This window comes from Paraburkholderia bryophila, assembly GCF_013409255.1.
Classification (GTDB): domain Bacteria; phylum Pseudomonadota; class Gammaproteobacteria; order Burkholderiales; family Burkholderiaceae; genus Paraburkholderia.
On the sequence record NZ_JACCAS010000002.1, the window covers coordinates 127,453 to 154,072 of the forward strand.

Sequence of the window (26,620 nt, forward strand, 5' to 3'; positions counted from 1 at the left end):
GCGCCGTGACCGCAAAACGTCTTGACCTCACCCGCGCCGATCATGCTTTGAGAAACGGAGGCATCGATGGGAATCCTCACACGTTGCAGTGCCGCATTCGCCATGGTCCTATCGCTGGTCGCTTCAGCACACGCAGAACTCGGGAGTACTCCCACATGGCTCATGGACGGTAACAACAGCAGCATGAATCAGATCGACGCTACCGCGCCGGGCTCGACGTCATACACGGTCAGTGAAACCAGGCTGCCATCGGGCACGGTCGTCCGGGAATATGTGGCGCACAGCGGCACCGTGTTCGCCATCGTATGGACCGGGCCGCGGATGGCGCCTCTCTCCACGTTGCTCGGCAACTACTTTTCGACCTACCTTCAGGGCCTGTCCGCCGCCCATGCGGCGCATGGCGGTTATGGTCCGGCGGCTATCGAGCAGGCCGGGCTGGTCGTCCATACAGGTGGACATATGGGCGCCTTTGCCGGGATCGCCTATCTGCCTCAGGCCCTGCCGCAAGGAATAAGTCCGGCCGACCTGCGATAGCCAGGAGATGCATCGTGCGAATTCTCTCGTGTTCCCTTGCCGGCGGCCTGATGATCTGGCTCGCGGCATGCGGTGGCGGCGGTGGCGGATCTTCGTCGACGCCATCGAGCGGCAACACAGTCGCCGTAAGTCCGGCTGCGGCTAGCTCCGCTACGGCGTCTTCAGGAACCACCGTAAGCCAACCGCCTCCCTCGCTGCTTCCGGCGGCCAATACCGCAAGCAATGCCATTCCGGTTCTCGTTTCATCGGCGGTATCGGGTACGCGCAACTTTCCGATGGTCGATGTCACTGTCTGCACACCCGGCACCGATGCGACCGCCAACTGCGCAACGATTCCTAGAGTCGTGCTGGACACCGGATCCTCCGGATTGCGCATTTTTGCGTCGGCTCTGCCGACCTCGACGTTGTCGACCTTGCCGAAACAGAGCCTGCCGCCCACCGGCAATACGCTTGCCGAATGCGCCGTCTTTGCCAGCGGCTATGCATGGGGCACCGTACGTCAGGTGGATGTGCTGCTATCGGGCGAGGTTGCGCAGAACGTCCCCATTCAGGTGATGGGCGATGCCACGCTGGCCGCGACCGCGCCCGCCGATTGTCAAATGAACATTGCCTATTCCGCGGCGCTGATACTGGGGGCCAACGGCATACTGGGCGTTTCCGTCAATCCGCGCGACTGCGGGACCGCGTGCGCGAACGGCAATGTCGCCGGCTTTTACTACTCCTGCGGCGCGGCAGGCTGCACGACCACAAGCCTGGCGGTGAGTCAGCAGGTCGGCAACCCGGTCCAGTTCTTCCCCGTCGACAACAACGGCGTACTGGTGGAGCTACCTCCCGTCGCGGCTGGCGGTGCGCTATCGGCATCGGGTACGCTGATCTTCGGGATCGATACGCAGCCGAACAACACGCTTGCAGGTCAAAGTGCGACTATTCTGCCAACCAACGGGTATGGTGAGTTCAATGCAACTTACCTCGGTGTAACGTTTCCATCCAGCGCTTCGTTCGACACTGGCTCACCCAGCATGTATCTGCAGAACACGGCCGTTCCTGTCAACAGTGCCGGCTTCTATGCCCCAACCAATACGCTGGCGCAATCGGTCACCCTCTCCGGCCTGAATTCAGCTAGCACGACCATCAATTTCAATATCGCCAACGCCAGCGATCTGTTGGCGTCGGCGAACTATGCCTTTAACGATATCGCCTACTCTATTCCCAATCTGTTTGATCTCGGCATGCCGTTCTTCTTTGGGCGCCACGTCTACTTCGGGCTGGCCAATTCAGTCTCGCAAGGAGGCGGCGCAGGTCCCTATGTGGCATTTTTATCGGATTGATAGCGGTCTTCGAGTACGGATCGCCCCGACGGCTCGACGGCCAGATCAAGGCTCAACCTTCCCGCCAGTCCTGTTTATTTCGTCATCTTGAATATGCCAGACGATAGATGTCTGCGGATACTTCATTAACATTGACGATGATTGACAATTTTAAGCGGACTACTCGGGAATAATGTATTGGTGAAGGCTGGGTGAGATAAACGTCGATTTGCCCTCAACCTCTTCACGCTGATCTTGCGGGAATCAGGGAGCGACGCTCTGAAACGCAAGTTATGCAGACCCTCACTGTCATAAAAAATGGTCACGACGCCGACCAATCGAGATTCCTTGCATGAAGATGCAGTTTCTTCGCGGGAACGTATTGCTGCCGAACAGATCGAGATCATGTTCAGATTCGTGACCGTGGCTGTACTCGCCGCTGCACTCTTTGCAGTCATGCTGGCGCTCATCATTGCCCATCTCGGTTATCTGACTCCGATGGTCGGCTTCTGCTGGGTCGGCTACATCGTCGCCTGCGCGTGTAGCCATATCGTGCTGTTCTATTTCTACCGACGCTCTGAATCCGCCCGTGCACGGTGGCGTTACTGGGCTGCCCTTTTCACAATCATCAGTCTTGCTGAAGGATGCGGATGGGGCTGGGCGTCGATCAATCTGGCAACCGGTGGCGGCTTTGAAATCGCCTCTTTGATGGTTCTCGCGGCGGGGGGTGTCGCCGCCGGCTCCATTCCCGCGTTCAATCCGTTTCTCCCCACGCTCTTCACGTTCGTCCTGACGTCGACATTGCCGTACACCTTCGTCAGCCTGGCTTCCGCCGACAAAGTACAACAGGCCACGTCGCCCATGGTGCTGCTCTACATCGGCGTGCTGTGTTGCCTCGGCATTCTGGCAAACAGCGCACTCAGGCAAAGCATTGGGTTGCGCATCAAAACAGAGCAGATGGCGACCGAGTTGATGCGCCAGAAGGAAATCGCCGAGCAGGCCAACCGCGCCAAATCCAATTTCCTTGCGGCGGCCAGTCATGATCTGCGGCAGCCGGTGCACGCGCTGGGTCTGTTCGTCGGCGCACTCAGTCTCGTTCCGATGCCACTGGAGGGTCAACGCCTGGTCGAGCGAATCGACGAATCGACCAATGCGCTGGATAATCTCTTCGCCGCGCTCATCGACATTTCCCGACTCGATGCCGGCGTCGTTGCGGCGAATTGCCGTCCATTTGCAATCGGCCCGATTCTGGATCGTGTCTGCCGCGACTTTGCGGGCGAGGCGACGAACAAAGGCCTCACTCTCTCATGCATGCCCTGTCGCGCGATCGTCGATTCTGACCCGACGCTGGTGGAGCGGATCGCGCGTAATCTGGTCTCCAATGCCGTACGCTATACCGACCGCGGCCGGATCGTCGTGGGGTGTCGGCGCAGGGGCTCACACATCGCCATGCAGGTGTGGGACACCGGTCGCGGGATTCCGCCTCATGAACAGAGTCACATATTCCAGGAGTACTACCAGATCGGAAATCCCGAACGGGATCGCGAGAAGGGTCTTGGTCTCGGCCTCGCGATTGTCCGTCGCCTGGCCGACCTGCTGGCATGCAAACTGGTTCTGCAGTCGAAATCTGGGCACGGGTCCTGTTTCGAGGTGTCGCTTGCGCGGTCCACCCGTGCCGCGACGTCTCTGATGGTGCCGGCCGTCGAAACCCATATCCTGTCCTCGACCGGTTTCGTGGTCGTCGTCGACGACGAACGCGCTATCCGGGAAGGGATGTCGAGCTTGCTGACCGGTTGGGGCTATGACGTTCTAACTGCCGCCTCAGCCGACGAAGCCATCAAGGCTTTGGCCGCCCGCATGGAGCGGCCGGACCTGCTGATCTGCGATTTGCGCCTGCGAGGCGAGAACGGAATCGAAGTCATCGAAATTCTGCGCGCCGAATATAACGAGCAGATTCCCGCCATGCTGATCACCGGGGATACGGGCGCCGATCAGCTAATCGATGCTCATGCGAGCGGATTCGTGTTACTCCACAAGCCTGTTCCCAACGGCAAAATGAGAGCGGTTATCACGAGACTCATTTCCGCCGGGTTGAACGAACAATTTGCGTCAGGCACCGAAGTCTAGATGCCGCGGCAGGACCGCCGGTGCGCTACAGACTGGTCGCTTCCCGATGGGACCCATCGCCGGGCGCGATCAGTCATAGCACTACGTTCGCTTCGTAACGAACCCGGCGTCGGAAGTCGACCACGGGCAGGCCGACGGCTATTCAAAACGGATACAATTAATCACAGCCCTCATGCAGTCAGGCGTTCGTAAGGCGGACGATATCGACCTGTTCGTCGCGGATAGTCCGATGCCTCACTGAACCATTGGACCCGTGCTTTACCGAACTACCCGTCCGGTCCGGGCCAGACTAATATGACTAAAAGTATCGCGAAATAACGGTGCAATTTCACGTTCTCCGAAGCGGTAGTCCCGTTCCAGGTGCAACTATGACGACCTCGGCAGTCCGTCGCACGAAACGCCATTCGCCGTGGAGAAGATCGGCTGACCGTTTGCCGACATGGGTCCGCCACCGGATTCACTCATGCATTACCCTGGTATTGCTTGGCCTCGCGCTATTCTTCGGCATCGTCACGCAGACGAACGCACAAGATCAGAACGCGCCAGACCACGACGTGGTACTGCTCGATCGAAGCAGAGATTCGATCGACCTGTGGCCCTACTGGACTCTCCTTTCCGATCCCACCCACTCCTTTACGGTCAACGAGGTCCTCGCGAAACAGGACCAGTTTAAAGTCATCCATGCGCCCCATTCCAACCTCGGCATACACGCGGACACGGTATGGCTTCGCGCCAATATCGCCTTGTCAAAAAATGCACCGGTCGACTGGCGGCTGAACTTCGACTTTCTGCTTCTGGACGAAATCGACGTGTACGTCGTGAAGCATGGGCAAGTCGTGCAACACGTGCCGTTCCGCCTGCGGCAATCATTCGCCGAGCGTTCGATACCGTTTCATCATCCGGTCTTTCCACTGGCACTGCAGTCCGGCCAGCAATACGAACTGCTGATTCGCATCCACAAGTACTTCCCGGTCGCCATCTATTTGCCCGTGTCGATCGCGCGAACCGACGCCCTGATCGGAGAGGAATCGTTCACGCAGTCCTGGCAAAGCCTGATGCTCGGCGTGACGCTCAGTTTCGTCATGTTTTCGCTCTTTATCGCGGCACTCAAGCGCGATCCGGTTTGCTTGTGGTTCGCGCTGTTTGCGGCGACCAGCGCGCTTTACACGGCGTCATACTACGGCCTGGCAAACCAGCATCTGTGGCCGAATTCGAACTTCCTTCAGGCTAACTTCGTTGCGCGCTACTGCCTGATGATTCGCGCCATCAGTTGTTTTCTGTTTGTCGACGGCGTTCTCGATCTGCACGAGCGCAATCCCCGACTCAGTTTGTTGTTGCGATCGATTGCCGTGCTGTTCGCGTTGCTGACCGTCCTGTTCGCGCTCAATATCGCCACCAAAGGGGAGATCATCTGGGCCATCGCCACGCTCCCCCTGCTGCTTCCCGTGCCATTTATCATTCGCCGCGCGCTGGATGGAGATCCGCTGTGGAACTGGGCGATTGCCGGTGGCGTGTGCTATACGGCCGGTGTGACGATCACCACGGCACTGTCCCGCAACGTCCTGCCATGGAACCGATGGACGGAGGGTGCGGAACATCTGGGCGCGCTGCTCAACATGGCGGCCTGGATCACGGTGATGAGCATACGGACCCACCGCAGGCAACGCGCGGCCGAACTGGCGGCGGAGCACGAACGGCAGCTCGTGGCGCGGCTCGCCGTCGACTTGAGACATCAGAAGGAACTGGCCGAAGAAGCGAGCCTCACCAAATCCCGGTTTCTCGCGGCCGCCAGCCATGATCTGCGTCAGCCTGTGCATGCACTCAGTCTGTTTATCGGCGCGCTGCGCAGCGTCCCGATGAACCCGAAAGGACAACGTCTGCTCGATCAGATCGAATCCTCCGCGGACGCCATGGACCGACTCTTCGCCGCGCTGCTCGACATTTCCAAACTCGATGCCGGCATCGTCGAGGTACGCCGCCAGCCGTTCGCGCTCGATGCGGTGCTCAGCCGTGTCTGCGACGACTACCGGAGAGAAGCCGCGATCAAGGGTCTGAAACTCTCGTACTTGCGTTGTCGGGTGATCGTCGCCTCCGATCCGACGCTCGTCGAACGCATTGCGCGCAATCTGATTTCCAATGCCGTGCGCTATACCAACGCCGGGAGAATTATTGTCGGGTGCCGGCGCCGGGGTTCATCTGTCGCCCTCCAGGTTTGGGACACCGGTCAGGGCATTCCGGCCGATCAGCAGAGTCTCGTGTTTGGCGAGTTTTACCAGGTCGACAATCCCGAACGGGATCGCGAGAAGGGCTTGGGTCTGGGCCTTGCGATTGTGCGGCGCGTGGCCGAACTGCTGGAATGTGATGTGCATCTGCGCTCGGAACGCGATCGAGGCTCGTGTTTCGAAATCACGCTTCCACGAGCGGCCGAAGCCGCCGCGCCGGTCGCTGAAACGGTTGAAGAGACACAAGCGATGCACTCGACAGGCCTCGTGGTTGTCATCGACGACGAGAAGGCGATTCGTGCAGGGATGTCGGCTTTGCTGATCGATTGGGGTTACGAGGTGCTCGCCACCGGTTCGGCGGATGAGGCCATTCAACTGCTCGCCAGTTATACGACGAAGCCAGCCCTTCTGATTTGCGACCTGCGCCTGCGCGCAGGGGAAAACGGCATTGAAGCAATCGAAAAGCTTCGCACCGAATACAACGAGGCGATCCCTGCCATGCTGGTGACCGGCGACACCGCCGCCGATCGCCTGTCCGAGGCACGGGCCAGCGAGCTTCCGATGCTGCACAAGCCCGTGCCCAACAGCAGATTGAGGGCGGCGATCAACCATCTCCTGGCCGGTAAATCCGTCCAGCAGAAATCCACTGCCGCGCTTTAACGCCGTCGACTCGCTACCCGCTCCCTCGCGAGCGACGAGTCGACAGAGTCAGGCGCTTATTGCCCCGTGTATCCGACCGGAACAGTCGAATTGGCCTTGGCGACCGTTGCGTTGCCCGACACGATGTACTGTGGTACTTCGGTGAGCGTCAGCGTGACCTGGCCGTTGGTGTAGGGCAGCGTGGTCATGTTGCCGTAACCGTCGATGTCCGTCACATTGCCCGATGTACCGGCATTGTCCACCGTCAGCTTGTAGCTGGTCGAGTAGCTCTGGCTATATACGCCGGCGCTCGTCGGCCATTGTGCATTGCTGTGCGCCCACGCCGCGGTCACGACCTTGCCATTGCCGAGTTGCTGGAACGAGTAAGCGTAGGTGCCTTGCGGCGTGCCGTTCACACGACCCAACGTATTCGTACCGTCGAGTGCGCGCGTCATCGTTGCGAACACCATGGCTTCCGGCTTCGGCGACAGGTTCGTCGCACCGAACGCACCTTGCGCGTCGTTCAGGTCGAAGAACGTACCGTAACCCACTTCACCCGGATAGTCGGGACCGTAGAACAGCGTCGTCAGTTGCGCGCCGCCACCCAGCACGATGATGTGTGCCCGCACGCCCACTGCTGCTTGCGCAAACAACTGGTTCTGCGACGGTACGGTAGGACCATAGTTGAGACCCGGATCGTAGCTCACGCCGGCTTCGGTGAAGAAGAGCTTCATGTTCGGCTTGCCCGCCTGCATCACTGCGCGCAGTTGCGTCATCTGATTGTCGAGCGCGTTGGCCTGATTCGCCGTGCTCGGGTCCGAGTCCTGCAACTCGGGCGGATGCGCCGGATAGGTGCCCGCATTCCAGTAGCCGTGCGTGGCAACTGCATCGATGTAATTCCACAGACCCAGCGCGCCGTACTTCTGCAGATAGCCGGTGGTACACGTGTCGCAGTTCGACGCGAACGGGTTCGCGGTGCCCATCACGACAGCATTCGGATCCGTCGAGTGAATGCCTTGATACGCCGCTTTGTACATGGCGACGAAATTTGCGTCGCTATCCGCCCAGCCGAGGCTCGGTTCCCACGTCACCTGATAGTAGTTGCTCTGCTGGTTCGGATAGTTCGCCGCGCGGATCTGGCTCGTGTCGGTGCCGACCTTGGCCATGAAGCCCTGGAACTCGGTCATGTTCGACGGCGCGTAGTAGCTGTCGTTGAACTGGCCGGTCTTCGAGTCCCATGCAGGGATACCGTCGAGACGCACGATGCGCATCTGATCCGGATTTGCCTTGTAGAACGGATCGAGGTCGCTCACGCTCGGCGTGTACGTGTTCGGACCATTGGGTTCCATGGCCGATTGCTCGCGATCGTCGATCGTCCACGTAATGCCCAGATCATGCAACGCGGCGATGTTGTCGTTGAAACCCTGCATGCCGAAGCGATGCTGATCCTGATGAGCGTACGTAACGGTGCCCAGTGCCGAGCTCAGGTTCGGCAACACGCCGAACGTTGCGATGCCCGTGGGACGCGTACCGCTGCTCGGTAACGTGCCGCCGTTCGAGCGCAGCGTCGCGGTGAGCGCGCCGTAGCCTGACCACGTCGACGTACACGGAATCGTGCTGGTTTGCACGCCGGTTTTAACCGCGAAGCTGCCTTGCGATTTGATCGCACCGTTCGAGTCTGCGACGGACCAGACGACCGTGTCCGCGCTCGGGACGTTCGTCGTGATCGCGAGCTTGAATGCTGCGTTGTTCTGGAAAATGCGCATGCCGTCGGTGGTCGGCGTGTCGGCGCTGATCACGCCGTTGGCGGTGCCGCCCGCGGTTTGCGTCGGCGTGCTGCAGGAAAGCGTGGCGCTGCCTGGGGTGGGCGACGGGGTGGGCGTTGGCGTTGGTGTCGGGGTAGGGGTAGGGGTAGGGGTAGGGGTAGGCGTAGGCGTAGGCGTCGGAGCAGGGGCTGGAGCCGGTGCGGGCGCAGGAGCCGGTGCCGGTGCCGGCGTGGGAGTCGGCGTAGGCGTGGGAGTCGGAGCCGGGGTAGGTGCCGGCGTCGGGGTAGGCGTCGGCGTAGCGGCGACTGCCCTCACCCAGCATGACTTGCCGTAACCATAGGCGGGATCTGTCTGCGAAACCGCGCCGACATAGCAGCCGACGCCATTACTGAAGGTCTGCGGCGCCGTCAGCATGACCGATGGCGAATTAGGCGGAACCGCACCGAACACCACCGAGCCCGTACCGAGGAACGAGCAATTACCGTTCTCCTGTCCGCACAGCTTGTATTGCAGACCCGCCACCGTGATGGTTGCCTTGGTTTGCGCGCCATGTGAACTCAGTGAGACCAACGCCGTTGCAGATGCAACGCCAAACAGTTTCCAATAACTCATTGTTGTCCCTATATATCGTTGAACGCAGGTTTCCCCCGAGGAATCAGCAAGATCGATCGAAATCGTCCCGACTTGGGCTTATTTATCAAAAGCGAAATGAACCTGATGGCCTGGTGACTACATGGATTTCTGGCGCTTCTGAATCTTTGATATGCGGACCTGTCCGGCGGGAGCGATAACAACCGCCCCCAGACACGGCGACCCCAGCTAAAACCATCTGGAGCGCCGGATTAAAATTGAACACTCATTTAATTAAATTAAAAAATTAATATTCATATAAATAAATCCGAAGCAGAGCCATAAAAATATCCGCGCACTCCAGTTCGAACCAGGGAGAATAATGTCGTGAGGAGAACAGCTGGAAGGTACGGCAGGTTTTCCGCCAGGCTTGATGAAATGGCATGCGGCGGCGGTCGACGGCTCAGTCGGCGACCGCCTTCAGTGCAGAAGGAAACCGCTCAGCACCAGACGACGGAGTCATAACCGACGGTACGTCGATAGACGCTTCTCTCTTCCCAGGTGGTGTATTCCATATAAGCGCAGGCAAGCACCACGATCCAGTTACTCAGACGCATGTTTCTTCTCCATTCTGTTCGGGGTCTCGATCGGAGCAGAAAATTCCAGCGTCGAAAGACCTCATTTGCCGGCATCCCACAGGACATTCGGCAAGCCAATGAAATTGATGCCGACGAGCGTATCCGCTCAACCCGGCGCTGACGAAAGGCTATCGGCCCGGGCGATTTTCACCTTGAGTCGCCCTGCGCCCGCTTCCTCAAAATATCTTTTTAAACTTATGACGATGCCATTATCGACCACGCTCGACCAGCAGTAAATCGGACATACGTCTTACGACCAATGCGACCAATACGACTTATGCCAACGTGACAAAACCTTAAGTCGCGCCAATACTTAATCCGTGCAGTTATAAATGTTTTCCCGGACGAAAATTCAGGCGGAAATTTATATCGTGAATAAATCTTATCAATCCATCTGGAACGAAGCCCTCGGTGCCTGGGTAGCGACATCCGAGATATCCTCCGTACGCGGCAAGCCGAATCGGGCTGCCATTTCAAAGACCACCGCGGCAGTCGCCCTGATTGCGTGCGTCGGCGTCAATGCCGCGCACGCGCAATACTCGACCGGTATGGGTTCGGCCTCGGGTCCGGCAGCGATCGCGATTGGCGGCAACGAGCCTGACGGCGCTCCGCTCGGCACGACCACGACAACGGCGTCCGGCTCGCAATCGATCGCGATCGGCTGGAATACCACGGCAAGCGCGACCTATTCGTTTGCCATCGGACCAAGCGCGACGGCCTCGGCGGACAGCGCCACCGCGGTGGGATCGACCGCGGTCGCCACGAATCTCGGCGCTTCCGCATTCGGCAACAATGCCACCGCGGCGGGCGTCAGCGCGATCGCTTTGGGCGGTGGCAATGGCACCGGAACAGGCGGCGCGGCAGCGCTTGGCGACCAGTCGTTTGCCGTCGGCACGTCGGCATCGGTTGCAGCCGGCGCGACGTCAGGCATTGCCATTGGCACGCAGGCAGCCTCTTTCGATGTGGGCGCGGTCGCGCTGGGAATGAGCGCTACGGCGGCCGGAGCCGGCTCGCTGGCGTTGGGACAATCCAGCGTGGCCGGTGGTGTGTCGTCGATCGCGATCGGACAGGGTGCGCAGGCCACGACCGATGGCTCCGTGGCCGTCGGCGCAGGCACAAATGCGCAAGCCTCCACCACCCAACAAGGTATAGCGAGTCGCCTTGCGGGTGCCGTTGTCCCGGCGGTGACCTTTCCGTCAGATGGCACGACACAGTACATTATGCCCACGGGGGTGGCCGTTGGTCAGGGCAACTTAGCGTTGCAGGGCAGCACGGCTGTCGGCTTCAACAACCAGACCGGTACAGGCCAATATTCAGACTTCGCGATAGGCAACAGCAACAATGCGAGCGGTGGCTATACGTTCGCGGCCGGCGTAGGCAACCTGGCCAGCGGCCGCTCGGCAGTGGCGATCGGCACGATCGAGTCGGTTTCCGGCAACACGGCCATCGGCATCGGCCGTCAGGGCACCGCGTCCGGCGACGGCTCGGTCGCCCTCGGCAACGTGACGATGGCGACGTCGACCAACGCGGTGGCGGTCGGCAATTCGGTGCAGGCGACCAACGTCGGCGCGATTGCCATCGGCAGCGGCGCGAGCACGGACATCAGCCAGCAGGATCTGACCGCTTCCATGGCGAGCGGCCAGGCTTCCACGGCGATCGGCGTCAGTGCGAATGCCAGCGCCGCCAACGCGATCGCTTTCGGCACCGGGGCCACCGCCAGCATGGCGAATGCCGTGGCGCTGGGCTCGGGTTCCGTTACAGCCGCAGCCAATCCGACCAGCAGCGCGACGGTCGGCTCGACGATCTTCGGCCCCTTCGCGGGCACGACGCCGACTAGCGTCGTCAGCGTCGGCGCACCCGGCGCCGAGCGGCAGATCACGAATGTGGCGGCCGGCAGGATCACGTCGACCAGCACGGACGCCATCAACGGCAGCCAGTTGTACTCGGTAGCAAGCCAGTTCGACACGGTGACCACCTCGCTGTCGACCGGCCTGAGCACGACCAATAGCAATGTGGCCTCACTGTCCACCGGTCTCAACACGACCAACAACAACGTAGTAGCGCTGTCGACGAGCCTGAGCACCACCAGCAGCAACGTCGCCTCCCTGTCCACCGGCCTGATCACCACGAACAGCAATGTGGCTTCGTTGTCGACGAGCCTGAGCACGACCGGCAGCAATGTCGCCTCGCTATCCACCGGACTCACCACGACCAACAGCAACGTCGCTTCGCTGTCGACGGGGTTGATCACGGCGACCAGCAACGTGACGGCGCTGTCCACGGGAATCGCCAGCGGTACGATCGGGCTGGTGCAACAAGTGGGCGGCGCGCCGGGCAACGGCGCGATCACCGTCGGCGCGAGCACGGGCGGCACGACCGTCGACTTCTCCGGCACCGCGGGCGCACGTCAGCTCACCGGCGTCGCTGCCGGCACCGCGCCGACGGATGCGGTGAACGTGAGCCAGTTGCAGTCGATTGCCGGGACGGCCATTAATGCGGTGCAGTACGACGATGCCGCGCATACGAGCGTCACGCTAGGCGGTGTCGGCGCGACTTCCGCCGTGGCGCTGACCAACGTCGCGGCAGGCGCGCTGACGTCGACCAGCACCGACGCGGTCAACGGCAGCCAATTGTTTTCGCTCGAATCCGAAGTGGGTTCAATCAACAACCAGTTCACGGAACTGACGCAAATGGCTGCGAATTCGAAATACGTCGCGGTGAATTCGACCGGTAACGCGGCGAATGCGTCGGGCAGCGAATCGGTGTCGATCGGCGGCAACTCGCAGGCCAGCGGCGCCAACGCTATTGCAGCGGGTTCCAACTCGCAGGCCAGCGGCACCAACGCTATTGCAGCGGGTTCCAACTCGCAGGCCAGCGGCACCAACGCCGTCGCCATGGGCTCCGGCTCGCAGGCCAGCGGCGTGAACTCAACAGCGATCGGCGCCAACGCGGTTGTGTCGGCGGCCAATTCGGTGGCACTGGGAGCCGGCTCGGTCGCCAGCGCGCCGAATACGGTGTCGGTCGGTTCGCCGGGTAACGAGAGGACCATCAGCAATCTCGCTCCCGGTGTGAACCCGACCGACGCGGTGAACATGTCGCAGCTAGGCAATGTCCAGGCGAGCGTGAACAGCGTGGCCCGCACCGCTTACGCAGGCATCGCCGCCGCCACGGCGCTGACGATGATTCCCGAAGTCGACGCGGGCAAGACGATTGCGGTTGGGGTGGGCGGCGGTACCTACCAGGGCTATAGCGCGGTTGCGCTCGGCTTCACCGCGCGCCTGACGGAAAACGTCAAGCTGAAAGGCGGCGTGAGCGGCGCGTCGGCCGGCTATACCTACGGGGTTGGTTTGGGCTACCAGTGGTAGGGATACGGTCTCATGCCAACCACGCCGGGCGGCTTTTTCGTCTCGAACTAGCCCGCGAATTGCGCCAGCACCCGATCGCGGATCGCAGGACGAATATTCGACTGCGCCATGTGGCCGTGATAATGCGCGACGACGCGTGGGTTCATCACACGGAACCACAAAGGCGGTACGTACGCGAAGATGATCATCGTGGCATAGCCGGACGGCAATTGCGGCGCGCCGTCGAAGTGGCGCAGTGCCTGATACGAGCGCGTCGGATTCGCGTGATGATCGGCGTGACGCTGCAACTGGTACAGAAACAGATTGGTCACGATACGGTTGCTGTTCCACGAGTGCTGCGGCTGGCAGCGCTCGTAACGGCCGCTCGCGAGCTGCTTGCGGCCCAGGCCGTAGTGCTCCAGATAATTCACTACTTCAAGCAGCGACGCGCCGTACACGGCCTGGATCAGCAGGAACGGAACGATCGTCTTGCCGAACAGTGCGATCAGTCCACCCCACAGCACGACGGTCATCGCCCACGAATGCAGGACTTCATTGCGCCACGTCCACGGCGATTTGCCGAGACGTTCGAGGCGGTGTTTTTCAAGCCGCCACGCGGACGCGATGCTGCCGAACACCGTGCGCGGCAGGAAGGCCCAAAACGATTCGCCATAGCGTGCGCTGGCCGGATCGAGCGGCGTCGCCACCCGCACGTGATGACCGCGATTATGTTCGACGAAGAAGTGCCCATAGCAGACCGGCGCCAGTGTGATCTTGGCGAGCCAGCGCTCGAAACGATCGGTTTTGTGGCCGAGTTCGTGCGCGGTGTTGATCGACACGCCGGTCGCCGCGCCCAGCGACAGCGCGAAGCCGAGATAGTCGTACCACTTCAAGGCGTGCGTCCCGACAATCCACACCGCGCCGAAGAACGACACGTATTCGATGAACGTGGCGAGATAAACGACCCGCCGGTAATAGCGCTCGCGCTCCAGTGTCGGGACGACGTCTTCGGGCGGGTTGCTGGGATCGTCGCCGATCAGATAGTCGAGCAGCGGGATGATGCCGAACACGAATATCGGACCGAACCACCAGAAAATGTGCCAACCGGTTTGCAACGCCAGATTCGCGGCATGCAGCGGCAAGGTGATCGTGAGCGCGCCGAGCAGCCACAGATAGCGTTTGCTGTCGACCCACCGCGCGGGGGCCGCTTGCGATGTTGCCATTGTCTCCCTCCTTGTTTTATGTCGCCCTTATCCGCGCATGGCTCGATGATGGCCGGCGCATAGGTCGGTAGGACGTTTTCCGACTTCCAGATTTATATGGCCTGGAGCGTGGGATCGCCAAGGAATTGAGCCAGGTGGGAGTCTCCAAACAGGGCAGCGGCAGATGAGGCTTGTTGGCGCGGGGTCGAGCGGGTGAATGAAACGGTCGTTCGGCGGAGAGGGAATGGGCTGGTTTGCGGCAACGCTTTTGTCGCCAGGCTCGAATCTTCCGAGCCCAAACAAAAACGGCGGCCCGAAGGCCGCCGCACACTACTCACCCAACCACATCCCCCCCTCAGACCGTAGCGTCGGCCTCAGCCTCGCTCACCGCCTCAAGCTCTTCGCTATTGCGGATCAGGTGATCAAAAGCGCTCAGCGATGCCTTCGCGCCCTCGCCCACTGCAATCACGATCTGCTTGAACGGCACCGTGGTGACGTCGCCGGCCGCGAACACGCCCGGCACCGACGTCGCGCCGCGAGCGTCGACAACGATCTCGCCGTGCTTCGACAACTCCACCGTGCCCTTCAGCCACTCGGTGTTCGGCACGAGACCGATCTGCACGAACACGCCTTCCAGTTCGATCGTCTTCACTTCGTCCGAACGCAGGTCTTTATAGACCAGACCGTTGACCTTCTTGCCGTCGCCGGTAATTTCCGTGGTCTGTGCCTGCGTGACGATGGTCACGTTGGCCAGGCTGCGCAGCTTGCGTTGCAACACTTCGTCCGCGCGCAGCGTGGCGCCGAATTCGAACAGCGTCACTTCACGCACGATCCCCGCGAGGTCGATAGCCGCTTCGACACCCGAATTGCCGCCGCCGATCACCGCGACGCGCTTGCCCTTGAACAGCGGGCCATCGCAATGCGGGCAGTACGCCACGCCGTGATTGCGATACTCGCGCTCGCCCGGCACGTTGATTTCGCGCCAGCGCGCGCCGGTGGCCAGAATGATGGTCTTCGCCTTCAGCACGGCGCCGTTGGCCAGGCGCACTTCGTTGATGCGGCCCGGGATCAGCGCTTCGGCGCGCTGCACGTCCATGATGTCGACTTCATACGTCTTGACGTGCTGTTCGAGCGCCGTGGCGAACTTCGGCCCTTCGGTTTCCGTGACGGAGACGAAATTTTCGATGGACAGCGTATCGAGCACCTGGCCGCCGAAGCGTTCCGCCACGACGCCGGTCACGATACCCTTGCGCGCCGAGTAGATCGCCGCTGCCGCACCCGCCGGCCCGCCGCCGACGATCAGCGTATCGAACACCGGCTTCTTTTCCAGTTCCTTCGCGGCCCGCGCACCGGCATTGGTGTCGAGCCTGGCGAGAATTTCCTTCACGCCGCTGCGGCCCTGGCCGAACACTTCGCCGTTCATGAACATGGTCGGTACCGCCATGATCTGGCGCGCTTCGACCTCGTTCTGGAACAACGCACCGTCGATCGCCACGTGGCGAATGCGCGGGTTGATCAACGCCATCACGTTCAGCGCCTGGACGACTTCCGGGCAGTTCTGGCATGACAGCGAAAAATACGTTTCGAATTGATAGTCGCCGTCGAGATTGCGGATCTGTTCGATCACCGAATCCTCGAGTTTGACCGGATGGCCGCCGACTTGCAGTAGCGCCAGCACGAGCGACGTGAATTCATGCCCCATCGGAATACCGGCGAAACGGATGCCCGTTTCCTTGCCCGGGTTGCCGATCGAGAACGACGGCTTGCGTTCGCTGTCGCCGCGACGCTCGATCACGGTGACGCGTTCCGACAGCGTCGCGATATCGTTCAGCAATGCCAGCAGCTCTTGCGATTTTGCGCTGTCGTCGAGCGACGCGACGATCTCGATAGGGTTACTAACCTTTTCGAGGTACGTTTTCAACTGAGTCTTGAGATTGGCATCAAGCATGGCGATTCGATTCCGTGGCGATGGGTATTGGGTTCCCGGCGCCGCACGCATCCGGAAAGGACAGGTGCGGCCCGGGGACGCGCGAACCGTCGTATTCAACGGTCCGCACGGTGACACGCCGTGAGGCGCTTGTTGCGGTTGCTACGAGCGGTCTGGAGACCTTAGATCTTGCCGATCAGGTCCAGCGACGGCGTCAGCGTTTCAGCGCCCGGCGTCCACTTGGCGGGGCACACTTCACCCGGGTGAGCCGCGACGTATTGTGCAGCTTGCACCTTGCGCAGCAGTTCGCCTGCGTCACGGCCGATGCCGTTGTCGTGCACTTCGCACAGCTTGATCTCGCCTTCCGGGTTGATCACGAACGTGCCGCGCAGTGCCAGGCCTTCTTCTTCGATCAGCACGTCGAAGTTGCGCGAGATCGCCAGCGTCGGGTCAGCGATCATGGGGTACTTGATCTTCTGGATCGTGTCCGACGTGTCGTGCCATGCCTTGTGCGTGAAGTGCGTGTCGGTCGACACGCTGTAGATTTCAACGCCCAGCTTCTTGAATTCGTCGTAACGGTCGGCCAGGTCACCCAGTTCGGTCGGGCAAACAAACGTGAAGTCAGCCGGATAGAAAACGAACACCGACCACTTGCCCTTCAGGCTTTCTTCCGTGACGGTCTTGAAATCGCCATTGTGAAAAGCCTGTGCCTTGAACGGTTTAACTTGACTGTTGATGATCGGCATTTACTGAGTCCTCTTTCGGAGTGGTTGGAAAGTGGAGTCAGTATGTCAGACGACGCTTAATAGGTAAAGTGAAGTGTTTCAATAATTACGATAGTTTTATACTATTTGTTGCGCCGCCGCAGGCTATTGCGTCGGATCAGCCTTTCATCAAGCGCCACAGGGTGGTGCGGCCAATTCCCAGCGCCCGGCTTGCCGCGGCGCGGTTACCGCCCGATTCGTCGAGGGCGCGCATGACGTCTTCGCGGGTTGGTGCGGCGCGGGCCTTGTCGGCGGTGGGTTGAGGATCGTGCTGAACAAGATCCGCTGTCGATGCCCGCTTCATCCGCCCGAATTCGGGGAACACCGCCTGCCAATCCTCGCCGCCTTGCGATGCGGCCGTGGCCGCCATCGCGGCGTCGCCGAGATAAATCGCGGCGCGCGCCAGCAGATTTTCCAGCTCCCGCACGTTGCCGGGCCACGCGTAGCCGTCGAACAACGGGGCGAGAAAGGCCAGCACCCGGTCCAGCGCGGCGTCCGACAAACCATATTGGAGCGCGCTGCGGCTTAACAAGTGCCGCGCCAGTTGGGCGATATCACCGCGCCGTGCGCGCAGCGGCGGCAATGCTATCTGAAGCAGGTTGAGTCGAAAGTACAGATCCGCGCGAAACACGCCCTGCTCGACCAGCGCATGCAGATCGCGATGGGTCGCGGCAATCACCCGCACATCGACCGGCGTGGCGCGCCCGGCGCCGAGTTTCATCACCTCGCGCTCCTGCAGCACACGCAGCAGCCGGCTTTGCAGCGCGGCCGGCATTTCACCGATTTCGTCGAGAAACATCGTGCCGGTATGCGCGATTTCGAACAGGCCGGGCTTGCCGCCGCGTCGCGCGCCGGTGAACGCGCCCTCCTCGTGCCCAAACAGTTCGCTTTCGATCAGCCCCTCGGGCAACGCCGCGCAATTGAACGCGACGAACGGATTGCCGCGCCGTCGGCTCGCGTTGTGAATGCCCTGCGCAACCAGCTCCTTGCCGGTGCCGCTTTCGCCGGTGAGCAACACGGTGGCGTCGTGCGCCGCGCCCGCGCGAGCCAGCCGCCGCACCCGCTCGAGCGCCGCCGAATCGCCGACCAGATCGCCCAGATAATGCCGCGCTACCTGATGCCTCGGCCGCTGACTGGTGCGCAGCGAGCGGTCGATGCGCTGCGCGACCAGCGCATCCTGCAGCGTCACGACCGACCCGGAACGCACGCCCTGCTCCACGACCGGCACACAGTTGACGATCAGCGCCCGGCCGCCGATCTGCTCGACACGCTCCTCGATCGGCTGGCCCTGTTCGAGCATTTCGCGCAACAACGGCCCGACGGCCTGCGACACCTGCGCAGCCACGTCCCGTTCGCGGCCGGCCAGCAGCATGTCTTTCGGGGCATCGAAGCCCAGCAGATCGAGCATGGCCGGGTTGACCGCTTCGAGCTGGCCGGCTTCGTCGAAGGCGGCCACGCCGTCGCGCAGATGGCCGACGATCGTATTCAGCCGCTCGCGCTTCGCTTCCTTTTGCCGGCTCACGCGCGCCAGTTCCACCGAGCGCTCGAATGCTTCTTCGACCGCGCCCAGCGAGTACAGAAACACACTGGCCAGGCCCACCTGCTGCGCGACGTCGCAGGCCATGCCGGGACCGATGATCACGCTGCAGCCCTCGGCGGCCAGATTGGCGACGGCGAGCCGCACTTCGTCGATCGACTGGTAGGCGCGCTGCTTCAGGCCGACTTTCAGCCACGCGCTCAGGTCCGCCAGTTCGTGCGAGATCGTCTCGTGCAACACCAGGCCGATCTGCGCGCCGGGCCACGTCGTAGTGGCGCGGGTGATCGCGCTCAGCACGTCGAAGCCGTTCACCTTCACCATCACGACCGGCACGTTCAGGTTGTCGCGCAGATACGCGCCGTTCGACCCGGCAGCTAGCACGACGTCGACGGCGCCCGCGTCCACATAGGCCTGCAAGGCCGTGACGGCCGCGCCGTAGCCCTCGCGTACCGAAAAGAATCGCGCGCGCTCGGCGTAGCGCGGCGCGACGGTCTCGCAAAGCGATTGCAACCGGCTGATACTGACCAGTGCAACGCCCGGCCGGCCCGCCTGCGGCGCCGCCAGGGACGACGTGAAAGTAGACACCACGGCACTCCGCTTCAAATATGGAACGTTCCATGAAACGTTTCATGGAACGGTGCATGCATTGTGCCACGAACCGCCGCACGCCTCGCATTGCGTCTAAGTCACTGATTATTTAGTACAAAGCTTTAAAAGCGCGCCAATGGCATGGTTCCTGCAAACTTACGTCCAGCTTCGTTTAATCCTCTTTCCAACTGGAGACACACCGTCATGACCACTTCCGCCATCCGCCGCGCCGCGTTCCGCGCCAAAGTCAACGAACGCCAAGGCCTGCTCGTGCCCGGCGCTTTCAATGCGATGAGCGCGCGCGTCATCGAGGACGCCGGTTTCGAGGCGATCTACATTACCGGCGCGGGCGTCACCAACATGTCGTTGGGCCTGCCCGACCTCGGTTTCATCGGTCTCGCGGAAGTCGCCGAGCACACCGCGCGGATTCGCGACGCGGTCGCGCTGCCGCTGATCGTCGACGCCGATACCGGTTTCGGCAATGCGCTGAACGTGCGCCAGACCGTGCGCGTGCTCGAACGCAGCGGCGCCGACGTGATCCAGTTCGAAGACCAGATCATGCCGAAGAAGTGCGGCCACTTTGCCGGCAAGGAAGTGGTCAGCGCGAGCGAGATGGTCGGCAAGATCCGCGCGGCCGTCGACGCTCGCGAAGACGGCAATCTACAGATCATGGCGCGCACCGACGCGGCTGCGGTCCACGGTATCGAAGACGCGATCGAGCGCGGTCATCGCTTCATCGAAGCCGGCGCCGACATTCTGTTTATCGAGGCGACCGAATCGCTGGCCGACATCGAACGACTGCCGGGGCTGTTCGACACGCCGCAACTGATCAACATCGTGATCGGCGGCAAGACGCCGGTGCAGTCGCGTGAAGCGCTGGCGAAACTCGGCTACGGCATCGTGCTGTACGCAAACGCGGCGCTGCAGGGCGCGGTACTTGGCATGCAGCGCGCGCTCGGCACGCTGAAAAGCAACGGCCGTCTCGACGAGGACGCCACGCTGGTCGCGCCGTTCAGCGAACGTCAGCGCCTCGTCAACAAGCCGCTGTACGACAAGCTGGATCGCGAGTACGCCGCGAAGGACTGAGGCGGAGAGGTCACCGGGAGACGAAGGGCCGTCGCACGGTTGCGGTCGGCCGGCCATCCGCCGTTATGACGGCAATCCCCGGCGATACAGGCGGGTCGGTTGCGTTACGATTCAGGGCTAGCGGCCACGCGCCCTATTTCTACCGGCACGTCACCGTCTAGGCCGCAATCTCCTTGCGCGTCTATATCCGCATGCCGGAAACCCGCTTTCGAAAGGTAGTTGCAAGAACATGAAGCCTGTTGAGAATCGCGCCAGCCGCCCACTCGTCGTACGCGCCCTCGTATCCCACACGCCGGCAACGAGGATCGGACAATGACCGCAGGCAGCGCACGCAATTCGCACATTGGCTGGCTGCCGTACATCGTCGCGGCGACCTTCTTCATGGAGTATCTCGACACCACGGTGATCGCCACCGCGCTGCCGCAGATGGCGCACTCGTTCGGCGTCGGTCCCAACAGCCTCAGTCTCGGCATGACGGCCTACATGCTGGCGCTGGCGATCTTTATCCCGGTGAGCGGCTGGGTCGCCGATCGCTGCGGGTCGCGCACGGTGTTCTTCAGCGCGATCGGTGTGTTCACGGTGGCTTCGGTGTTGTGCGGGCTGTCGCAGAACGTCGCGGAATTCACCGCGGCGCGTCTGCTGCAGGGTATCGGCGGCGCGATGATGGTGCCGGTGGGCCGTCTGATCGTGGTCCGCAGCACCGAAAAAAGCCGCATGATGCAGGCGATTTCCACCATCACGTGGCCGGCGATCGCCGCGCCGGTGATCGGACCGCCGGTTGGCGGCTTCATCACGACCTATGCGTCGTGGCGCTGGATCTTTCTGCTCAACGTGCCGGTGGGCATTGCGGTCATGGCGGTGGTGCTCGCCCTGGTGCCGAACCTGCGCGGCACGGAGCGCAAGCCGCTCGACGTGGTCGGCCTGCTGCTCAGCGGCACAACGCTCACCGCGATTCTGTACGGCGCGGAACTGGCGAGCCAGCCCGGCGAGAATCCGTGGGTCGCCGGCGCGGTCGTGCTGTTCGGCTTGCTGATGGGCGTGGTGGCGTTTCAGCATGCGAAGCGTCATCCGCATCCGCTGATCGACGTGTCCACGCTGAAAATTCCGACCTTTTCCGTGACTGTCGTGACCGGCTCGTTCACGCGGATCGGCATCGGCGCGGTGCCGTATCTGATGCCGCTGCTGTTCCAGGTCGGCTTCGGTTTGTCCGCGTTCAAGTCAGGGCTCTTGCTGCTCGCGAGCGCGCTCGGCAATCTCGGCATGAAGGCGCTGACCACGCGGATTCTGCAGCGCTACGGCTTCCGCATGGTGTCGATCGTCGATGTGACGGTGGCGGGCCTGTTCATCATCGCCTGCGGACTGCTGACGCCGAACGTGCCGCTCCCGCTGGTGCTGACCGTCGTGTTCGTCTACGGCGTGGCGCGCTCCATGCAATTTTCCACGCTCGCCACCCTCGCCTATGCCGACGTCGCGCAACCGCAGATGAGCGCGGCCAGCACGCTGTGGAGCGCCGCGGCGCAGATGACCATCGGCCTGGGCATCGCGTTCGGCGCGGTGTCGCTGCGGGCGGCGGCATTCTTCAACGGCGAGACGACCGGCCGCGTGTTCACGCTCGACGATTTCCGCCTCGCGTTTCTGCTCGCCGGCGTGCTGACGCTGGTGTCCGTGATCGGCTACTGGGGCCTGCCGCATAACGCCGGGCAAAGCATCGGCGGCGGCTCGCGCGGCAATGAAGATCCCGCGAAGGGTTGACGGCGGAGGCGTTACACGTCACGGCCTGAGACAGTGACCCGATACGGCGGTGTGCGAAACGCAGCACCGCCGTATCCTTTTGAAGCGTCGATAAACAGGAGGAGACACGCGGTGCAAGCGAACGATTTGACCATCTCGAGCAACAAGGCCGATCTCGACATCGAGATGATTTACACCTTCCTGACGCAGCAGACCCCGTGGGCCAAGGGCATGCCGCGCGACACGTTCGAGCGCGCCGTCGCGGGCTCGCTATGTTTCGGCGGCTATCTCGACGGCCGCCAGATCGCGTTCGTGCGTCTTGTTACGGACCAAGCCACTTTCGCGTACCTGTGCGACGTTTTCGTGTTGCCGGAGTATCGCGGCAAGGGCGTCGCGTCCGCGTTGCTGAAGCACATTTTCGCGAGCCCCTCGCTCGCCGGTTTGCGACGCATCGTGCTGGTCACGAGCGACGCGCATCACGTGTACGCGCCGCATGGTTTTACCGGGCTCGCGAATCCGGAGCGTTATATGGAGTTGCATAACCCGGCTATCTACAAGACGGACTGAGCGCCGTCGGACCGCTGTCATCGCCGTGCCACGTTCGCCCGGTACTTTGCTGCGACAACAGAAAAACGGTCCCCACCCAATGTCCCAGCTTTTCGAGCGCGACTGCCGCAGCCATGCCTTTCTCGGCGGGCACCTTGTTTAAGGCCGCCTCCACGAGCGCGCTGCTCAACGCGTTCCTCTGCGCGATGCAAATTGCCATCGGCGTGACGGCGCATTCGGACGGACTGTTTGCCGACGGCATCCACACGCTGAGCGATCTCGCCGCCGACAGCGTCGTGCTGGTCGTGCTCTACCTCACCACGCGACAGCGCGGCACCACCCCGCACGCCGCCGGCAACGGCGTCGAGCAGGCGCTGGCGTCGCTCTTCATCGCCACCGTGCTGAGCGTCACGGCCATCGAAATGCTGTGGAACAGCGTCGCGCAGACGTCGACGCTAACCGACAGCACCGCCATGCATATCGGCGCGCTCGCCATCAGCGGCTTCGTCACGATCGCCAAGGAAACGCTGTTTCGCTACCTGCGCGCCGAAGCCCGCCGCACCGGTTCGGCGATGCTGCTGGCAAGCGCCTATCACGCTCGCGTGGATGCGGTGTCGGCGTTGGTCGCGACGTTGGGACTGGCCGGCAGTCTGGCCGGTGTGCCGGTGCTCGACCACGTGGCCGGCGCCGCGATCGGCCTGATGATCCTGCGGATGGGTTACACGAGCGGACGCGCCGCCTTGAAGCAACTGCTCGCCGGCTCGACCGACGCCGCCACCATCACGGTCGGCCAGACGGTCGAATAACGCGTCGAATAACGAGCCGAATAGCGCGGCGTCAGCCGTAGGCGCGTTCGCGCATCCACTTCGTCATGATCCATTTGTCGCCGCCGAGCACGGGCGAGCCGCCGTGCAAGGTCAGCGGATCGAGCTGGCGCTGGCCGTTCATATAGCGGAAGTACACCGCGCCGCCCTGGTTGGCCGCGACCGACAAGCCCGCTTCCGGGAAGATCGTTTCGCCACCGTCGGGCACGTCGTTCAGATAGATCACCAAGGTCGACACGCGCTGGCCGCCCTGCGCGGTATGCACCGCACTGCCGGGTTGATCGGGTGGGAAGTAGTCGAAATGCGGACGGTATTCACCGGTCACGCCGTAGTGCAGAATCTGCAGCCCTTCGCCGTTTTCGACCGGCCAGTTCATCAGGCTGGAGATGCGGCGGTCCAGCTTCTCGATGAACGCGTCCTCGCCGCGCTGATACCAGATGCCCTCGCTGGTGCGGTTGCGGATCACATCCTCCTTGCCGGTGTCCGGATTGACGATTGTGGAGCGTTTCAGCCGATGCCGCGAACGCTCGATCATCTCCTCGCACTCTTCGGGCGACAGCACGTCGGCGAACACGATCACTTGCGGCCGTTCGCAGCGCATCAGCACGCGCACGTCGCGGTCGTGGGCGCGGATCACGTTGCCGGCGGCGACCGGCGAATCATCGTAGTGATAGGTGCGCGGCGCGGTTTTGGCGAGCACGGCCTCGGTCGCGGCGAGCGACGCCGCGCCGACGTCCTGCGCTTCCTGGCCGAACGCCTTGTGGACGGCCGCGCGCGCGGCGTCGGCAGCGAAACCGGCCTGCACCATCGAATCGATCATCGAATCCACGCTGCAGCCGCGCGCCACATTGCTGCTGAGCCACTCTTCCCAGGCGGAATCCACTACTGGCATGACATCCCCTCGTTTCGTCGGCGTGACGAAATACTGTATCAACTCGCCGGCGCATGGCAAGCGGGAGGTCGGATGGGCGGCGGCGGACGGTCAGCTCTGCAACTGTCGGCCGCGATAAAGCGCCAGACCTTTTTTCGCTTGTGCGCGGATGGCGCGCTTCACCAGCGGCGACCAGCCGAGCAGCATCCCTTTGACGCCCAATGCCTGACGCGACCAGAGCCACAAATCGAAACTGTCGCGATGTTCGGCGATGCGGCCGTCGCGAAACACGAAACGCGCGTCGATCCGGTTGACCACCTCGCGGCCCGTCTGACTGAACAGGTAGCGGGCGACCCAGTGGGCGCGGCCGTTACGCTCGTCCGAGTCGACGTTGTCGAACGTCAGCGAGAAGTTCTGCGCACGCGCCACCAGCATGCGCCACATGTCGCGCGCTTCGTCCCCGCGCAATTCGCCGAACACGGGATCGCTGAAGACCACGTCGTCGGTATAGCAGGCGGCCATGGCTTCGGCGTCGCGCTGCTGGAAGGCCGTGTAAAACCGCTCGATCAATGCGTTGTTGGTTTGGCTCATTTTTTTTCGTATTCTGCGTTGCCGGGGTTAGCGAAGAACCTTGGGTCCGGAAGTGCTGCGCGGTCATTCGGGCGCGAGCACGCAGCACACAATATCGGAAAACGGCGCGGGCTGGATAGCCCAGCCGCGCTCTAGCCGTTCGACACCATCCCACGTAGCCGCGCCGCTTCGGCCCGGCCACCCAGCAGCCAGACGCCGGCGGCAATCGCCGCGGCGGCGAGCCCGGCCAGCCCGAGCGCGGCGGCAAAGCCGCTGGCAAAGCTCGCGTGCGCGGCCGATATCAACGTCAGTCGCAGTGCCGATGACATCGACGCGGTGGCTTGCGCCGTGTCGCCTGCCAGCACGCGGGACATGAAGCCGGCGTCGAGCGCGGCCTTGACGTCGGGCGTGAGCGGCGCATTGGCGACGAAAGCCGTGTGGGTGCGGGCCGCGAGCACCGCGCCGAGCACGCCGACCGAGGTCACGATCGCGGTGAAACGCGTGGTCGTACTGATGCCGGACGCCATGCCGGTTCGCTCCGGCGGCACGCACGCCATGATCGCTTTCTGGGTATCGCCGTTCAGTATCCCGGCGCCCAATCCCGTGACGATCATGCCGAGCGCGACCCGCGCGTAGCGTTCGTCACCGGCCACCAGCGCCGTCAGCAGATTGCCCAGCGCGATCAGCAACAAGCCGGCCGACAGTAGCGTCATCGCCGAAAACCGCTTGCCGAGCGCTGCGCCGATGTACGGCCCGACCACCATGGCCAGCGCGAACGGCAGCATGCCGACGCCCGCCGCCACCGCCGACAACCCGAACGCGTTCTGCAGATACAGCGGCAGGAACGTCATCATGACCTGCGCGCAGGCGGCGTAACCGAACATCGCGAGCACGGCGGCGACGAAGCGCGGCTGCCGGAACAGCGCGAGATCGACCATGGCGTGCGCCCGCACGCGCTGCAACTGGACGAACCAGCCAAGCAGCAGCGCGCAGCCTGCGAGCCTGGCGACGGTGGGCCAGCTCGCGAGGCCGTCGGCGGGCACCTCGATCAAGGCCCAGATGCCGAGCGACAGCGCCAGCCCGAACAGCAAGCCGCCGGCGACGTCGAGCGGACCGCGCTGCGGATTGCGCGATTCGACGATCGCGCGCGACGCGCACCACGCCAGTACCGCGCACACCGGCAGGTTCAGCAGAAAGATCCAGCGCCAGCCTAGCCATTGCGTGATCACGCCGCCGACCAGCGGCGCGATGGTGGTCGCGAGTCCCATGCAGGTGCCCCACACCGCCCATGCGCGCACGCGCGCCGGTCCTTCTTGGAAGGTATTCGCGATCACCGCGAGCGCCGCGGTGAGCAGCATCGCGGCGCCCACGCCCTTGACCGCGCGCGCGAGGTTCAGCAACAGCGCGGACGGCGCCACGCCACAACCGAGCGACGCCAGAAAGAACACGGCGAGCCCGAGCAACAGCATCTTCTTGCGGCCGACGCGGTCGGCCAGACCGCCCGCGGGCAGCAAACACGAGGCGAACGCGACCATATAGGCGCTGACGACCCATTCGACGTCGGCGAAACTCGCGTGGAACGAGCGCGCGATCGACGGCAGCGAGACGGCGACGACGTTGGTGTCGAGCACGATCAGCGCGCAGGTCGCGGAGGCGGTGGCGAGGATGAAGGCGGGGTTGGCGGCCGGCGCGGGTGCGGGCGTAGCCGTGGGCGCGGGCGCGGGAGTTGTGGCGTGGGCGGAGTCAGGTGGCATGAATGCTGTGTCTAACGGGAAAGAGCGGGGAAAGAAAGGGGAAAGAAAGTCACCTCATCGTAGCGATGTCTGT

Annotated in this window: 17 protein-coding genes; 9 read left to right on the top strand and 8 right to left on the bottom strand. The window is 62.6% G+C overall.

The annotated features are described in order from the left end of the window. Positions 1-102: 102 nt before the first annotated feature. From GGD40_RS21905 to GGD40_RS21920, 4 genes are all read left to right on the top strand, one after another. On the top strand, positions 103-534 hold the full coding sequence (locus tag GGD40_RS21905) for a DUF2844 domain-containing protein (protein WP_257030687.1): 432 nt from the start codon (positions 103-105) through the stop codon (positions 532-534). A gap of 14 nt (positions 535-548) precedes the next feature. Beyond that, a complete protein-coding gene (locus GGD40_RS21910; RefSeq protein ID WP_179745066.1) occupies positions 549-1,862 on the top strand; it encodes a DUF3443 family protein in 1,314 nt (437 codons plus the stop codon). 327 nt (positions 1,863-2,189) lie between these two features. Beyond that, positions 2,190-3,968: a hybrid sensor histidine kinase/response regulator gene (locus GGD40_RS21915; RefSeq protein ID WP_257030543.1), complete on the top strand. Its 1,779-nt coding sequence runs from the start codon at positions 2,190-2,192 to the stop codon at positions 3,966-3,968. 368 nt (positions 3,969-4,336) lie between these two features. After that, positions 4,337-6,850 carry a hybrid sensor histidine kinase/response regulator gene (locus GGD40_RS21920; protein ID WP_179745068.1) on the top strand — a complete coding sequence of 838 codons (2,514 nt, stop codon included), beginning with the start codon at positions 4,337-4,339 and terminating at the stop codon, positions 6,848-6,850. 56 nt (positions 6,851-6,906) lie between these two features. Here GGD40_RS21920 and GGD40_RS21925 read toward each other — a convergent pair whose 3' ends face one another. Beyond that, positions 6,907-9,207, bottom strand: coding sequence for a hypothetical protein (locus GGD40_RS21925; protein ID WP_179745069.1), 2,301 nt, complete (start codon positions 9,205-9,207; stop codon positions 6,907-6,909). Between the two features lie 967 nt (positions 9,208-10,174). On the opposite strand from GGD40_RS21925, the gene GGD40_RS21930 reads away from it, so the two are divergent. Then, entirely contained in the window at positions 10,175-13,168 is a 2,994-nt protein-coding gene (locus GGD40_RS21930) for a YadA-like family protein (RefSeq protein WP_179745070.1), read from the top strand. Positions 13,169-13,215: 47 nt separating this feature from the next. On the opposite strand, the gene GGD40_RS21935 is transcribed toward GGD40_RS21930, so the two are convergent. The 4 genes from GGD40_RS21935 to prpR form a co-directional block, all read right to left on the bottom strand. Next, positions 13,216-14,370 carry an alkane 1-monooxygenase gene (locus tag GGD40_RS21935; RefSeq protein WP_179745071.1) on the bottom strand — a complete coding sequence of 385 codons (1,155 nt, stop codon included), beginning with the start codon at positions 14,368-14,370 and terminating at the stop codon, positions 13,216-13,218. 334 nt (positions 14,371-14,704) lie between these two features. Continuing rightward, entirely contained in the window at positions 14,705-16,297 is a 1,593-nt protein-coding gene (gene ahpF, locus GGD40_RS21940; RefSeq protein WP_179745072.1) for an alkyl hydroperoxide reductase subunit F, read from the bottom strand. Positions 16,298-16,458: 161 nt separating this feature from the next. Beyond that, positions 16,459-17,022 carry an alkyl hydroperoxide reductase subunit C gene (gene ahpC, locus GGD40_RS21945; RefSeq protein ID WP_035557742.1) on the bottom strand — a complete coding sequence of 188 codons (564 nt, stop codon included), beginning with the start codon at positions 17,020-17,022 and terminating at the stop codon, positions 16,459-16,461. Positions 17,023-17,158: 136 nt separating this feature from the next. Further along, on the bottom strand, positions 17,159-19,162 hold the full coding sequence (gene prpR / locus GGD40_RS21950; protein WP_179713054.1) for a propionate catabolism operon regulatory protein PrpR: 2,004 nt from the start codon (positions 19,160-19,162) through the stop codon (positions 17,159-17,161). Positions 19,163-19,369: 207 nt separating this feature from the next. On the opposite strand from prpR, the gene GGD40_RS21955 reads away from it, so the two are divergent. From GGD40_RS21955 to GGD40_RS21970, 4 genes are all read left to right on the top strand, one after another. Beyond that, on the top strand, positions 19,370-20,251 hold the full coding sequence (locus tag GGD40_RS21955; protein ID WP_179745073.1) for an isocitrate lyase/PEP mutase family protein: 882 nt from the start codon (positions 19,370-19,372) through the stop codon (positions 20,249-20,251). 312 nt (positions 20,252-20,563) lie between these two features. Further along, positions 20,564-22,003: an MFS transporter gene (locus GGD40_RS21960; protein WP_179745074.1), complete on the top strand. Its 1,440-nt coding sequence runs from the start codon at positions 20,564-20,566 to the stop codon at positions 22,001-22,003. Between the two features lie 111 nt (positions 22,004-22,114). Continuing rightward, a complete protein-coding gene (locus GGD40_RS21965) occupies positions 22,115-22,549 on the top strand; it encodes a GNAT family N-acetyltransferase (protein WP_179745075.1) in 435 nt (144 codons plus the stop codon). Positions 22,550-22,662: 113 nt separating this feature from the next. Beyond that, positions 22,663-23,334, top strand: a complete 672-nt coding sequence (locus GGD40_RS21970; protein WP_257030545.1) for a cation diffusion facilitator family transporter — start codon at positions 22,663-22,665, stop codon at positions 23,332-23,334. A 31-nt stretch (positions 23,335-23,365) separates the two neighbouring features. Here GGD40_RS21970 and GGD40_RS21975 read toward each other — a convergent pair whose 3' ends face one another. From GGD40_RS21975 to GGD40_RS21985, 3 genes are all read right to left on the bottom strand, one after another. Further along, positions 23,366-24,244, bottom strand: a complete 879-nt coding sequence (locus tag GGD40_RS21975) for a 2OG-Fe(II) oxygenase (RefSeq protein WP_179713044.1) — start codon at positions 24,242-24,244, stop codon at positions 23,366-23,368. A gap of 90 nt (positions 24,245-24,334) precedes the next feature. Further along, entirely contained in the window at positions 24,335-24,814 is a 480-nt protein-coding gene (locus GGD40_RS21980; RefSeq protein ID WP_179745077.1) for a nuclear transport factor 2 family protein, read from the bottom strand. A 131-nt stretch (positions 24,815-24,945) separates the two neighbouring features. Further along, positions 24,946-26,547 carry an MFS transporter gene (locus GGD40_RS21985; RefSeq protein ID WP_179745078.1) on the bottom strand — a complete coding sequence of 534 codons (1,602 nt, stop codon included), beginning with the start codon at positions 26,545-26,547 and terminating at the stop codon, positions 24,946-24,948. Positions 26,548-26,620: the final 73 nt, after the last annotated feature.

Excerpts from the sequence above, each read along its gene's own strand:
- GGD40_RS21985 (WP_179745078.1), bottom strand. The coding sequence starts at position 26,547 with ATGCCACCTGACTCCGCCCACGCCACAACTCCCGCGCCCGCGCCCACG.
- ahpC (WP_035557742.1), bottom strand. The coding sequence starts at position 17,022 with ATGCCGATCATCAACAGTCAAGTTAAACCGTTCAAGGCACAGGCTTTT.
- GGD40_RS21920 (WP_179745068.1), top strand. The coding sequence starts at position 4,337 with ATGACGACCTCGGCAGTCCGTCGCACGAAACGCCATTCGCCGTGGAGA.
- GGD40_RS21955 (WP_179745073.1), top strand. The coding sequence starts at position 19,370 with ATGACCACTTCCGCCATCCGCCGCGCCGCGTTCCGCGCCAAAGTCAAC.
- GGD40_RS21970 (WP_257030545.1), top strand. The coding sequence starts at position 22,663 with ATGCCTTTCTCGGCGGGCACCTTGTTTAAGGCCGCCTCCACGAGCGCG.
- GGD40_RS21905 (WP_257030687.1), top strand. The coding sequence starts at position 103 with ATGGTCCTATCGCTGGTCGCTTCAGCACACGCAGAACTCGGGAGTACT.
- GGD40_RS21935 (WP_179745071.1), bottom strand. The coding sequence starts at position 14,370 with ATGGCAACATCGCAAGCGGCCCCCGCGCGGTGGGTCGACAGCAAACGC.
- GGD40_RS21975 (WP_179713044.1), bottom strand. The coding sequence starts at position 24,244 with ATGCCAGTAGTGGATTCCGCCTGGGAAGAGTGGCTCAGCAGCAATGTG.
- GGD40_RS21960 (WP_179745074.1), top strand. The coding sequence starts at position 20,564 with ATGACCGCAGGCAGCGCACGCAATTCGCACATTGGCTGGCTGCCGTAC.
- GGD40_RS21925 (WP_179745069.1), bottom strand. The coding sequence starts at position 9,207 with ATGAGTTATTGGAAACTGTTTGGCGTTGCATCTGCAACGGCGTTGGTC.
- GGD40_RS21980 (WP_179745077.1), bottom strand. The coding sequence starts at position 24,814 with ATGAGCCAAACCAACAACGCATTGATCGAGCGGTTTTACACGGCCTTC.
- ahpF (WP_179745072.1), bottom strand. The coding sequence starts at position 16,297 with ATGCTTGATGCCAATCTCAAGACTCAGTTGAAAACGTACCTCGAAAAG.